This window comes from candidate division WOR-3 bacterium, from assembly GCA_039801365.1.
GTDB lineage: Bacteria > Hydrothermota > Tepidihabitantia > Tepidihabitantales > Tepidihabitantaceae > JBDRUN01.
Map to the genome: position 1 here is coordinate 1 of JBDRUN010000080.1, position 11,945 is coordinate 11,945.

At 57.9% G+C, this 11,945-nt stretch carries 12 protein-coding genes and 1 other RNA gene; 12 read left to right on the forward strand and 1 reads right to left on the reverse strand.

Translation table 11 applies throughout. The features are described 5' to 3' along the window. Positions 1-591, forward strand: a 591-nt coding sequence (locus tag ABIL25_09145) for a DNA polymerase III subunit beta (GenBank protein ID MEO0082439.1), incomplete at its 5' end; no start/stop codon positions are given. Positions 592-593: 2 nt separating this feature from the next. Continuing rightward, positions 594-1,430: a hypothetical protein gene (locus ABIL25_09150; GenBank protein MEO0082440.1), complete on the forward strand. Its 837-nt coding sequence runs from the start codon at positions 594-596 to the stop codon at positions 1,428-1,430. Positions 1,431-1,875: 445 nt separating this feature from the next. On the opposite strand, the gene ABIL25_09155 is transcribed toward ABIL25_09150, so the two are convergent. Further along, on the reverse strand, positions 1,876-3,318 hold the full coding sequence (locus ABIL25_09155; GenBank protein ID MEO0082441.1) for a TrmH family RNA methyltransferase: 1,443 nt from the start codon (positions 3,316-3,318) through the stop codon (positions 1,876-1,878). Between the two features lie 300 nt (positions 3,319-3,618). On the opposite strand from ABIL25_09155, the gene ssrA reads away from it, so the two are divergent. The 10 genes from ssrA to ABIL25_09205 all read left to right on the forward strand — a co-directional run bounded on the left by ssrA (position 3,619) and on the right by ABIL25_09205 (position 11,880). Continuing rightward, positions 3,619-3,971: a transfer-messenger RNA gene (gene ssrA / locus ABIL25_09160) on the forward strand. Between the two features lie 147 nt (positions 3,972-4,118). Continuing rightward, the gene (locus tag ABIL25_09165) at positions 4,119-4,655 is read left to right on the forward strand and encodes a peptidoglycan DD-metalloendopeptidase family protein (protein ID MEO0082442.1); all 537 of its coding nucleotides are present in this window, start codon (positions 4,119-4,121) and stop codon (positions 4,653-4,655) included. Continuing rightward, a complete protein-coding gene (locus tag ABIL25_09170; GenBank protein ID MEO0082443.1) occupies positions 4,652-5,689 on the forward strand; it encodes a hypothetical protein in 1,038 nt (345 codons plus the stop codon). The genes ABIL25_09165 and ABIL25_09170 overlap by 4 nt, the downstream gene beginning before the upstream one ends. A gap of 184 nt (positions 5,690-5,873) precedes the next feature. Then, positions 5,874-6,854, forward strand: a complete 981-nt coding sequence (locus ABIL25_09175; protein ID MEO0082444.1) for a beta-ketoacyl-ACP synthase III — start codon at positions 5,874-5,876, stop codon at positions 6,852-6,854. A 48-nt stretch (positions 6,855-6,902) separates the two neighbouring features. Then, complete coding sequence (locus ABIL25_09180; protein MEO0082445.1) at positions 6,903-7,676, forward strand: cobalamin biosynthesis protein CbiA; 774 nt, start codon at positions 6,903-6,905, stop codon at positions 7,674-7,676. Between the two features lie 149 nt (positions 7,677-7,825). Next, positions 7,826-8,062: a 4Fe-4S binding protein gene (locus ABIL25_09185; protein ID MEO0082446.1), complete on the forward strand. Its 237-nt coding sequence runs from the start codon at positions 7,826-7,828 to the stop codon at positions 8,060-8,062. A gap of 4 nt (positions 8,063-8,066) precedes the next feature. Beyond that, the gene (locus tag ABIL25_09190; protein ID MEO0082447.1) at positions 8,067-9,125 is read left to right on the forward strand and encodes a 3-methyl-2-oxobutanoate dehydrogenase subunit VorB; all 1,059 of its coding nucleotides are present in this window, start codon (positions 8,067-8,069) and stop codon (positions 9,123-9,125) included. A gap of 37 nt (positions 9,126-9,162) precedes the next feature. Continuing rightward, entirely contained in the window at positions 9,163-10,011 is an 849-nt protein-coding gene (locus ABIL25_09195) for a thiamine pyrophosphate-dependent enzyme (GenBank protein ID MEO0082448.1), read from the forward strand. Then, positions 10,001-10,552 (forward strand): 2-oxoacid:acceptor oxidoreductase family protein, encoded by a 552-nt coding sequence (locus tag ABIL25_09200; protein ID MEO0082449.1) that lies wholly within the window; start codon positions 10,001-10,003, stop codon positions 10,550-10,552. Before ABIL25_09195 ends, ABIL25_09200 begins: the two co-directional genes overlap by 11 nt. Before the next feature lie 20 nt (positions 10,553-10,572). Next, on the forward strand, positions 10,573-11,880 hold the full coding sequence (locus ABIL25_09205; protein ID MEO0082450.1) for a trypsin-like peptidase domain-containing protein: 1,308 nt from the start codon (positions 10,573-10,575) through the stop codon (positions 11,878-11,880). Positions 11,881-11,945: the final 65 nt, after the last annotated feature.

Consider the following 11,945-nt stretch of genomic DNA (forward strand, 5'->3'; position numbering starts at 1 on the left):
GCAACCGACGGGCGCAGGCTTGGCTATGTCTGCCGCAAGGGGAAATACCCGGCGACATTCAATCTTATTGTTGCGCCCAAGGTTCTGTCGTTGTTGCCTAGGGACCAAGATGTGGTTGCAGTCCGGACAGACCCTGGACGGGTGGCGCTTACAACACCGGACACCAACATCATCGGTCGGCCGATCGTGGGACCATACCCGGACTACGAGCGCGTGCTGCCGAGAAAGGAATACCCCCACAGGGCTGTGCTTGAGCACGAAGCTTTTACGGCCGCACTTCGACGGGCCGCGGTGTTCGCCCATCCGGTTGGTCGCCAGGTCGCGCTCGAATTCTCCAAGGGTAAGCTTAGGTTACTTGCCGAAAGTCCGGAGTACGGGTCGAGCGAGGAGGAGATTTCGTGCGATTATGATGGCGAGCCTCTTAGAATTGGATTCAACGTTGGCTACCTGCTGGAAATCTTGCGGCACCTAGTAGCAGACAAGATTATCGTCGAGCTGCAGAGTCCGGTGTCAGCCGGACTTCTGAAGCCGTTTGAGAAAAGACCGGAGCAGGAACAGACTTATCTTTTGATGCCGATCCGACTCGAGTAGCAATGCGCCGGGCTTTGCTGGTCGCGTTCATGTCCTTAGTATGGTTCGGGTGTGACCGGACTGGGCGTCGCGGACTTGATCCCCTGTATCGCGAGCCGATGATCAATGGTTACCTGGACCGCGTCGAGTTCTACGACGGTGACGTGGGCTACTGGCGGGAGTTAAGTGTGTTCGACCCGGCCGGACTACGAATGGTGCCTGAAGTAAGGATAAATCAGATACAGGTTCCGTGCTACTACTACTCCTGGACCAACTACCGTTACGGTGACGAGAACTATTTTCAGGTATCAAAACGTTACAAACTTGAGGTTGACCACTACTGGGGAACGGCGTTTGCACGGGTCGTGATGCCCGGCAACTTCCGACTTACCTATCCGCCAAGTGACAGCTACATTCTAGACCTAGAGTCCACCTTGGTCATAACTTGGCGTCGCGCAGACGGCGCCCAGTGGTACTGGGTTGACGCATACTGCTGCTACGATTTCTACGATTCGCTATATCGGTGGGATGACCACGAGTTTGAGTTCGATACGACTGTGTCCGATACGTTCCTAATTCTGGCACCGGGGCGCGTTTTCCCAAGCTATGTCATGGATGTAATCGAGGGTGACGGTTCAGCTCTGGTCTGGGCCGGGTACGGCCCGCCCGTCGAGCCTGGCGACTACGGTAATGTGCGAGGCAACGGGTTCGGATTTTTCAACGCGTTCAACGAAGCCAAGGAGCGGTACTTCTGGGTTGGCGCGCCGATAGCAGAACGTCGGAGCCCGGGCGTACGCGAGAGCCGGGCCAAGCTCCGTAGCCGGATCGAAAGAAGGACTCAACTCGCCTGGCCACGCTAGCTGTGCGGCCATCGCGGGTGTAGCTGGTTTGTTCGCACCTCTGGTTTTACGCTTAAGGAGTCAGCAGTTGTATCCTGCAGGTTCTGCTGCGCTTCTGTGGATCCCAAAGGTTCTCCTATCCGTGCTCGGAAGTGCATCTCGTGTGATTCCGTTGTTGCGATCGCAGAAAATACGGCAGAGAAGGGTCGTTGTCTCTGTTTGTCACGGTCTGTGAAGCCGCTCTGACTGGAGCTTGTGGGGGTTCGGGGTGAGTGAGTTGTCAAACGGTCTGCTGAGACGGCAATTCAACGGACAATGCGCCGGACTCCTTGTCGAACCAGAAATAGCACTTTCTTCTCGGTTCGGTTGCAAACCGAACTCAGACTCAAGTCTGCGCTATCCCGGGATCGGACTTGGACGGGCCATCAGGCTTTTCATTGGGGTTCTTGCATCCATCATGGCGACTCTAGTCCGGGAGCCAGTCGTAGCGCCGAACAAGGTCGTAGAGCACGACCGCAGCTGCGGCCGCAACGTTGATCGAGTTCTTTAGACCGAATACCGGAATGTCAATGACGGCATCACAGGTCTGGAGGGCGGACTGAGACACGCCCAAAGCTTCGTTGCCAAGCACTATTGCGACCGGTGGTTGGAACTCAAACTCATGGTATAGCCTTGCGCCATCCACCGTCTCAAGCGCGACCAGCTGAATTCCTTTGGAGTGCAGTTCGGCCAGGCATGTAACGACGTTTTCGAACTGGCGCCACGGAACCGTCTGAGTGCTGCCGAGCGCCGCCTGTTCGAGCTTGTGGTGGGGCGGATGGCAAGTGTACCCACAGGTGATTACCTCGGCGGCACGGACTGCATCGGCGAGTCGGAAGATGGAGCCGACGTTGAATGCTGAGCGCAGATTGTCAAGGACTATGTGAATCGGTCGCCGAGGCAGCTGGCCGAACTCCTCAGGTGACAGAAGGGCATCGCGGACCCGTACATCAAGAAACGTCTCTATGCCGTCGGCAGCAGGTCTCCCTCTGCCTGAGTGGCAGGGACGGCCGCGCGTGCGACCACTCTCGCGCCGGGCCGGTTCGCGGGCAAGCAGTGCAATCTGGGCTGCCTTGTCGCATACCTCAATAAGGTCCATCGCCTCAGCCAAAACTCGGCCCGATGCGATCATGCCGTGCCGAGGCCAGATGACTGCAGAGGCGCGTCCGAACGCCCGAGCGGTGGCGTTGCCAAGGTTTACGGTTCCGGGTTCGATGAAGGGTAGGGCAACAATATCGTGAGCTAGTTGGCGTACCTCAGCTAGGCTTCGGATCAGGAGGGCGACTAAGGATTCTGGCTCGGGGTAGAGGAGGCTGAGTGCCACGAGCGCGGTGGGGTGAGTGTGCAACAGACGGGTGTGCTCTGGCCGTATCTTGTTCAGTACAGAGTGTGCTGCGAGATGGCTGGGAAGTTCGCTTGTCGGCACCTCGTCGTCGAGCACGCAGTAGGCGTTGCCAGTTTGGTTCAGTCGCACCAGACAGAGTCCGCCCAAAGGGGCGTCAGCCAGTTCACCCATTCTGACGCCGGCTTTTTTCGTAAGCAGTGCCCAGTTACCAAGTTCAGTAAGGGTATACGGTAATTGGCGGTAAGAGCCGGGGAATTCCGGGACACCCGAGACCCGAAAAGAGAAATTGCCGGCGTTTGCCTCTGCCCAGCCTTTATTTACGAGCTGCTGTGCGATGACGCTGATTTCTGCCAGGAAGGGGGCGGCGATACGACACAGGACGTCCGGTGCTCTGCGGACGGATGAAGGCTGGGAAACGTCTGTACGTGAATATTGAGCCGGTCGGTCTGTTCTGGGGGCAGGAGGGTTTCCCTGCGTTGCTTCGAAATCTGGGCGTGAGTCGTGCGCTTCGTCTCTATCCGTCATGGTCGAAGTTACATGTTGCCAGGTCTGTTCTGTGCTGTCAAGGAACTCATGGTCGGTACATAGTGAGTTAACAAGATCTTGGAGCGGAGGCTGAGGTCAAGAGCAACACCATTATAGAGCCGTTGTCGTGCGATAGGAGTGCCCACGGTTCTCTGAGGCGGCGTTGTACTAGCCCCGGAACGGCTCAGCACAGGGCGGGAAGCAACCTGTGTTGAGAACCGATTCTACATTGACAGGTGATTCAACCGGTTCTAGAATGAATTACAACTTGGAGTGAAGCAGGCCGCAAGGCCTTTCGTCGGGGGCGATTGGCTTCGACGGAGTGCTGAGGGGCCTGAGTGCATGGCGAGGTTCCTCTGTCGCCTCGATAATCCCGACGGAGGAAATACAGCTGCCAACAACAGCTACGCACTGGCTGCCTAAGACAGAGGCAGTCCCTTGAACCGCGATTTCACCCGGCGCGGATTCAGGGTCTAATAGGGTGATAAAGACCGGTCCTGTGTCTCAGGGGACCTGTCGGATTGACTCTGGGACTGGCCCGTCTTCGCCTGTCAGCCGGCCAAAGGGCGGGCGAGAAACAAGGACTGACTAACCATGTAGATCTTGGGTTCCGAACTCTCCGGACGCGGGTTCGATTCCCGCCGCCTCCATTCTTGTTGCCGAATTTCGGAATGAACCGTAACGAACGCATCGCCCGGATCGGGCAATCACGGATGAACACAGATGCTCGGACAGAGTGAGCCGCCGCCAGCATAAAGGTTGCCAAGAAGGCGGACGGACGGAATCGGAATGCGCCGCTAATGAATGCCGATAGGGGCTGGTGGTACTCGGTTCCGGCGCGTATGCTGGTCGAAGGGTTGTTGCTACTTGCAGCTGGGTGTCCGAGCTTCTACGCGAACAGTCCACGGTTCCATCGGCGCGCCGCGGTTGAGAAGCCCCCGGTCAAAGCTGGGACAGACCTGAGGCAGGGCAGACTGGCCTGGCCCGTGGTCGGCACAATTGTGCAAGGTTACGGGGTAAGAGTTGATCCTGTGTACGCTACAAAGACGAACAGCCTTGGCATTGATATTGTCTGTGCGTCCGGTGCACCGGTCAAGGCCACCGAGGCTGGTCAGGTTAGCTTCGCCGACCGGTTCATGGGCTATGGCAAGATGGTGATTGTTGACCACGGAAACCGGTTGCATTCCCTGTATTCCAGGCTAAGTGACATCAAGGTCACAGTCGGCAGCAAGGTCGCGCGGGGCGAGATAATCGGCTTCGCCAGTGACACGCTTCACTTTGAGGTACGCAAGGAGGGCAGAGCGGTGGACCCGGAGCAGTGGCTTGGCTCGCGTTGACCGATGCGATAGGCATGGAGCGTAATTGGTGTGGTGAGAACTGTGTGGCCAGTAAGGTCATCCCGCCGTGGTCACGGGTGAGTTATGTCGGTGCGGTGACATCAGTGTTTAGAACCCGGGATGTGAAGTGCGACTTTGTGGATGTAGCCGGGATGAGCGGGTATGCGTTTGTAGTGAATCTGGATGAGCAGTTGTCTCCGGGTGGGCCGACCGGATTCCATTGGACGATGCTTCAGGATGGAACCGAGGCGATTGGGCTTGAGACGGAAATCGTCCTCGCTGAGTATCACAGGGAAACCGATGATGAGGTGCTGGCCGCAGACCTGTTCGAACGGGTGCGGCAGGAGATCGACGAGGGAAGGTGCTGTGTCGTGTGGGGGGCAACTTCGGCGCCGGAGTTCGCCGTGGTGTACGGATACCGGAATGACTGCTATTTGGTGCGGTCACTGCGTAGCGTACAGTGCGTGGCCGATCGCGACCTTGCCCAGGCCTTGGGCCCGGACGAGTGGCCTGAGGACCCAGTGCAGTACAACGCGCTACAGGCGCCACGACATCTCGGCGCTGTATTCTTCGGTACGGCGATTGAAACGGACCGGTCGAGTGCCGAACGAGAGGCCGTGGTGCGTGCGGTCCAACTTGTCCTGGACCGCCATCCGTGTTTCGAGCCCGGGTTCCGGCACGGTGCCCGAGCCTTTGAGGCGTGGGCCGAGGCATTGCGTGCGGGTTGGATGGAACCACAAGGTAATGCATACAACATTGCCTGTTTCTGTGAGCTACAGATGTTTGCTGCTTCGTTCTGTCGGCGGCTGGCAGAAACCCATGTCCGGGCCGCAGAGCAGCTCGGCCAGGCAGCCCGGGAATTCGCTCGATCGTACCTGAATCTTGAGCATCTCAAGAAACTGTTTCCGTTATCGGTCGGTGGCAATCCGGACAAGGAGGCGATACGTGCCGAGGCGGCGACACTGCTACATGAGTGCTGTATGCACAATGAGCAGGCCGGTGCCGCGCTTGAACGTGCACTTGCTCTTTTCTGAGCGAGTCCTATGACCGTATATAGGTCTTGCAGGTAGACCGGGAGGCCGGAGAGCAGCAAAGCCGGAGCATCAGAGAATCTGAAAGCCACAGGGTTCTTCTGGCTAAACCCTTTCTGACTATTTGCTCAGCGTCTGCTATCCTTGACTTTGCCGGTTTAGCGGCTATATGTCATACCGTTTGATAATGAAAAATATCAGGATCGTCGGAACCGGCCGCAGCTTGCCAGAGCGGGTTCTCACCAATCATGACCTGGAGAAGATGGTTGACACTTCGGATGAGTGGATTGTCGAACGGACCGGCATCAGGGAACGCCGTATAGCTGACGAGAACACCGCGACCTCGGACCTAGTGGCCGATGCGCTGCTGAAGGCATGTAAGGAAGCTGGGACTGAGCCGGCAAAGTTGGATGCCATAGTGGTTGCAACTTCGACGCCCGACACGATATATCCGGCAACCGGCTGCTGGGTGCAGAGGCGGCTGGGCATTTCCGGAATGCCGGCCTTCGACGTGAGTGCCGGGTGTTCCGGGTTCTTGTTCGCACTGGAGGTCGGGGCCAACATGATTGAAACCGGTGGTGCGAAGATGGTCGGGGTTGCAGGTGGTGAGGTGATGTCCAAGTTTGTAAACTGGCAGGATCGTTCAACTTGTGTGCTTTTCGGAGACGGGGCAGGGGCAGCCATCGTAACAAAGGGTAATGGTCGGTCCGGGATTCTGGCCTCGAACTGGGGCTGTGACGGCAATCTTGCCCCTTTGCTATACCAACCAGCAGGAGGCACACGACGGCCAACCACCAAGGAGACCCTTGCGGCAATGGCTCATACCGTGCACATGGAGGGTAATCAGGTTTTTAAACATGCGGTCCGGGCAATGGGGGGAGCCGCGTTGCGCGCGCTTGCCGACGCTGGAATTAGCCGGGACGACGTTAGGTTATTGATTCCGCATCAGGCTAATATCCGCATAATGGATGCGACCCGAGAACGCACCGGTATCCCGAGCGAAAGGATGTACAACATTCTGTACAAGTATGGCAACATGTCTGCTGCCACGATCCCGGTTGCGCTGGACGAGGCCCGCAAGGAGGGTCGAATAGGAGAGGGTGACATCGTGCTCCTGACCGCGTTCGGTACCGGATTCACCTGGGCCGCGGCGGTGCTCAGGTTGTAACCGGGTCAAGTTGACTCTGCGAATTCAGGAGGTATATTCACTGTCCCGATGACGAGAATTACTGGTGTGATCGCAAGCGGCGAGACGGGCCGGGCGCGGATTTTTTGGATCGGGGCCGAGCGGTTGCTCGCCCAACTATCGCGCGTGACGGTATTCTGCGGCGGGTATGGGTCTGGTAAGACCGAGGTGGCGGTGAATTTTGCTCTTGCCCTGGCTGCTGTGGGGCATCGCGTCAGGTTGGCTGACCTCGATATCGTTAATCTCTATTTCCGCAGTCGTGAAGTACGGGACGTGCTGCGCGCGCACGGGGTAGAGGTACTTGTTCCTGCTGAGCCGTTGTTACGTGCCGATACGCCGGTCGTTCCGCCTGAGGTCAAGGGCGCGGTCGAGGAATCAGGCGGCTTCGTTGTGCTGGATGTGGGCGGTGATCCGGTAGGCGCGCGAATCCTCGCCGGCATGGCTACGTCGGTGACAGAGACCGACTACTCGAATCTGTTCGTTGTAAACTCGCGACGACCGTTCACCGACACAGCGGAGAAAACGACACGGCTGATTGCGGAAATCGGTCGAGTGTCCGGTGTACCGGTCACCGCAACTGTGGTGAATTCGCACCTGATTGATGAGACAACCACGGCGACAATTCAGGAGGGTATCGAGCTTGCCCGTGCGGTTGAACAGGGTAGTGGAATCGGCATCTCATTCGTGACGGTCGAAGAGAGGATGCTAGGTAGCTTTGATGCGGCCGGCTGCGGCTATCCGGTCTTGGTGCTGTCGCGGTTGTTGCTCAAGCCGTGGGAAGAGGGTGGGGCGAATCGGAAATGACGATCGGGAGACACCATGCGTCCGGGTAAACAACAGACGGCAATAAGCAACTTCCTGCTGTTGAGAAGGGAACAGATGAGTAGCGAAGGCCGGTCCGGCGTCGGTGCGTATCGGTGTCAGTTTTTGAGTGAAGCAGGTGTAGGAGACATATGGCCAATAACAGCGCGGTCGTGACGATTGACAGGAACCGATGCAAGGGATGTGAGCTCTGCGTAAACGTGTGCCCAAAGCATGTGCTTGCGATGTCGGAGGACATCAATGACAAGGGATATTTCTACGCCCGGGTTGTGAACCAGGATGCGTGCATCGCGTGCAGGTTCTGCGGTATGATGTGCCCGGACTGTGCAATCGAGATTGCCGTCGAGGAACTGGCAACAAAGGAGTAGGACGATGGCGAAGGTGTTGATGAAGGGTAATGAGGCGATCGCCGAGTCCGCAATCCGGGCCGGTGGGCTGTGCTATTTCTGCTATCCGATTACACCACAAAGCGAGGTGGCCGAGTATCTTTCGTGGCGGATGCCCGAGGTCGGCGGCAGTTTCTTGCAGGCCGAGAGCGAAGTTGCGGTCGCAAACATGTTGTATGGTGCGGCTGGTGCCGGAGTTCGAGTCTGGACGACTTCCTCAAGTCCGGGCATCAGTTTGATGCAGGAGGGGCTCTCATACATCGCCGCGGCAGAATTGCCCGCGGTTGTGGTGAACATCGTGCGGTGTGGCCCGGGCCTGGGTGGAATTCTGCCGTCCCAGTGCGACTATCTTCAGGCAACCAAGGGCGGCGGGCACGGTGATTACCGATGTCTTGTGTACGGTCCGAGCTCGGTGCAGGAAGCTGTGGACCTGATGCCGCTGGCATTTGATCGGGCGGACCGGTATAGGAATCCAGTCATCGTAGTGGGTGATGGTATGATTGGTCAGATGATGGAGCCGGTGGAGTTCCGCAGGTATGAGTTTCCACCGCTGCCGTCCAAAGACTGGGCCACGACCGGGTGCAAGGGCCGCAAGCCAAATGTCGTGAATTCGCTGTATCTCGACCCGGCGAAGGAAGAACAGCTCAACATCAGGATGGCACAAAAGTATGAGAAAATGAAACGCGAAGAGGTGCGGTACGAAGAGTTCTGGACCGATCGGCCATACCGGGTTCTGCTTGTAGCCTATGGTACCACGGCTCGGATCTGCAAGACCGCTATTCAGAAACTTGCCGAACAGGGTATTGAAGCGGCCCTGCTCCGCCCGATTTCGCTGTTTCCCTTTCCCGAAGAGAAGGTGTATGAACTCGGTCAGCGGGCCGAGTGGGTGATGTCGGTCGAGATGAGTATGGGCCAGATGCTTGAGGACGTGAGGCTGGCGATGGGGCGAACCAAACCGGTCTATTTCTACGGCCGGACCGGTGGCATGGTGCCGAGTCCGGACGAAGTGGTCGAAGCGGTGAAGTTGCATCTTGAGAGGAAGTGAGCGTGACTAGTATCCAATTCACAGCAAGGACAAGACAATGAAGACGGTTTTCAGACGGCCGGAATCCTTGGCCAATGTAGCTACACACTATTGCCCAGGGTGCACACACGGTGTCATTCATCGGCTAATTGCCGAGGCAATTGACGAACTCGGTCTGCGCGAGCGGACGGTTGGAATTGCACCAGTTGGCTGCTCAGTGTTGGCGTTTAACTATTTCAACTTTGACTTCCAGGAGGCGGCTCATGGCCGGGCACCTGCGGTTGCGACTGGAATCAAGCGTGGCCGGCCTGACCTCATCGTTTTCACCTACCAGGGCGACGGTGACCTGGCATCAATTGGCATGGCCGAGATAGTTCACGCTGCAAACCGCGGAGAGAAGTTTACCGTGGTGTTCGTGAACAACGCAATCTACGGTATGACCGGCGGTCAAATGGCGCCGACCACGATGCCGGGGCAGGTCACAACCACAAGCCCGGCCGGAAGGGATGTCAACCTAGTTGGGTATCCGATACGGATGTGCGAACTACTTGCTAGCCTGCGCACCCCTGGGTTCATTGAACGCGTTGCGGTCCATCATCCCAAGTACATTGCAAGGGCAAAGCGTGCGATTAAGCAGGCATTCAAGTATCAGGCTGAGAATCGGTGTTTCAGCTTTGTAGAGTGCCTGTCCACTTGTCCGACTAACTGGGGACTTTCGCCATTGAAGGCCTGTAAGTGGCTGGAAGAGAATATGATGCCGTACTATCCGGTAAAGAACTTCAAGACGCCAGAGGAGGTAGGTTCCAATTCTCAAGCACTGGCTACGGATGAACCGCGGCGGCCGTCAGCAGCACCAGTCAGGGAGCCAGCAGCCCGGAATCATGGGGAAGCTAGCCATGCAGGTTGAAACCGTATTTGCCGGATTTGGCGGGCAGGGAGTGATGCTGGCCGGCAAGTTACTGGCCGAGGTTGGGATGGAGCTGGGCCGGGAAGTAGTGTGGCTGCCTTCCTATGGGCCGGAAATGAGAGGCGGAACTGCTAACTGCACCGTCATCATTGGCGACGAGCCGATCGCTTCGCCGATTGTAGTCCATCCCCGTGATGCGGTGGTGCTCAATCGGCCGTCCCTCGACAAGTTTGGGCCGATGCTGCGGCCGGGTGGTTTCCTCATCGTCAATAGGTCCCTTATACCAGTGGACCCAGGCCGGACCGACCTTGTGGTGGTCAAAGTGCCCGCAAACCAGATTGCGATTGAGGCTGGCACCGGCAAGGCAACGAACATGGTGATGCTCGGTGCCTACGTCGGTGCCACTGGTCTTGTGCCATTCGAGGAAGTCGTGAATCAGGCTCGGCGCGAGTTTGAGAGCAAGCCAAAGCTGATCCCGGTCAATGTCAGATGTCTTGAAGAGGGGTATCGGCTAGGTCGGGCGGCCGCAAGAGGCGGCTGAACCGAGGAGGACTCTTGGCCATGGGGCTGTTCTTGCTGGCGGTTGTCGGCGCTGGCCCGGATGCGGTCGGTCGGGCGGTGGCTCGGGTCATGCCCGCGGTGGTGAGTATCAACGTTGACCGGCTGGAACGTAGGGTCAGGCCTGGTTCTGCCGAGCCTGAGCTTGTTCAGGTCCGATCGTTGGGTTCAGGGTTTGTGTTCGACGAGCACGGCTATGTTCTGACCTGCAATCATGTGATTGCTGATTACGAAGAGGTCGAGGTCCGGTTTTCTGACGGCACAGTATGCTCGGGTCCTGAGGTCCGAGTTGTGGGCCGGGACCCTGTCACTGATCTAGCGGTGCTCAAGCTCGAAGCCGACCGGTCGATGGTCGCGGTCGAGTTTGCCGACTCAGACAGTCTTGTGATCGGCCAGTGGGTTGCTGCGGTTGGCAACCCCTACGGGCTTGCTGGTTCAGTGACGGCCGGGGTTGTCAGCGGACTTGAGCGCTGGGGGCTGTCCAAGGCTTCGGGGCCTGATTTTCAAGACTTTATCCAGACTGACGCACTGATCAATCCAGGAAATTCGGGCGGACCGCTTATTGACATGGACGGCCGGGTAGTCGGGGTATCGAGCTTTACCAGGAAGTCTGACCAACGCGGATTCTCAGGCATCGGTTTTGCTATACCTGCTAACCTGGCACGCGATGTCGCCGGCCAACTCGTTAGACATGGCGTCGTGATCCGTGGCTATCTTGGCATCAACACCCAGCCTGTAACTGAGGGCATCCGTGCAGCACTGAGACTTGTTGACAAGTCCGGTGCGCTGGTGGCCGCGGTTGCTCCGCAAAGCCCAGCAGCTAGGTGCGGGCTGAGGCCAGGCGACTTGGTGGTTGGACTTAACGGTCAGACTGTACCCGACGTTCGATGGTTGCAGGACGAACTTGCCAGCCACAAACCCCAGGACACGGTCAGGATCCTTGTCCAGCGATCAGACCGTAGGTTCGAGACCGAAGCTGTGCTTGCTGCTTGGCCGGTCGCCGCAGCCGGACCGCAGCGGGCGCCGCAGGCAAGAAACTGGCTCGGTCTGGTGGTCCGCGACATTGATGACCTGACCCGGTTGCGAACCCGTGTTGACAACGGTGTTGTCATCCAGGCAATTGAGCCAGCCAGTGCCGGAGACAATGCCGGGCTTCTGGAGGGCGATGTCATCGTTGAGATTAACCTTGTTCCGGTCAGGGACAAGCGAGCCTTCGGTCTGCTGGCAGCTAAGCTGACCAAATCCGAACGGCCAGTTCTGGTGCGCGTCGTGCGCGGCTCGACCGCGCTGTACGTTGCGGTTCAGCCCTGACTAGATAGAATCTGGCGTTGACAGATCGGCTCCGCCAACGATACCATACAACCGATTGTCCACAG

Coding starts and splice junctions, on each gene's coding strand:
- ABIL25_09150 (MEO0082440.1), top strand. CDS start 594: ATGCGCCGGGCTTTGCTGGTCGCGTTCATGTCCTTAGTATGGTTCGGG.
- ABIL25_09155 (MEO0082441.1), bottom strand. CDS start 3,318: ATGACGGATAGAGACGAAGCGCACGACTCACGCCCAGATTTCGAAGCA.
- ABIL25_09165 (MEO0082442.1), top strand. CDS start 4,119: ATGAATGCCGATAGGGGCTGGTGGTACTCGGTTCCGGCGCGTATGCTG.
- ABIL25_09175 (MEO0082444.1), top strand. CDS start 5,874: ATGAAAAATATCAGGATCGTCGGAACCGGCCGCAGCTTGCCAGAGCGG.
- ABIL25_09180 (MEO0082445.1), top strand. CDS start 6,903: ATGACGAGAATTACTGGTGTGATCGCAAGCGGCGAGACGGGCCGGGCG.
- ABIL25_09185 (MEO0082446.1), top strand. CDS start 7,826: ATGGCCAATAACAGCGCGGTCGTGACGATTGACAGGAACCGATGCAAG.
- ABIL25_09190 (MEO0082447.1), top strand. CDS start 8,067: ATGGCGAAGGTGTTGATGAAGGGTAATGAGGCGATCGCCGAGTCCGCA.
- ABIL25_09195 (MEO0082448.1), top strand. CDS start 9,163: ATGAAGACGGTTTTCAGACGGCCGGAATCCTTGGCCAATGTAGCTACA.
- ABIL25_09200 (MEO0082449.1), top strand. CDS start 10,001: ATGCAGGTTGAAACCGTATTTGCCGGATTTGGCGGGCAGGGAGTGATG.
- ABIL25_09205 (MEO0082450.1), top strand. CDS start 10,573: ATGGGGCTGTTCTTGCTGGCGGTTGTCGGCGCTGGCCCGGATGCGGTC.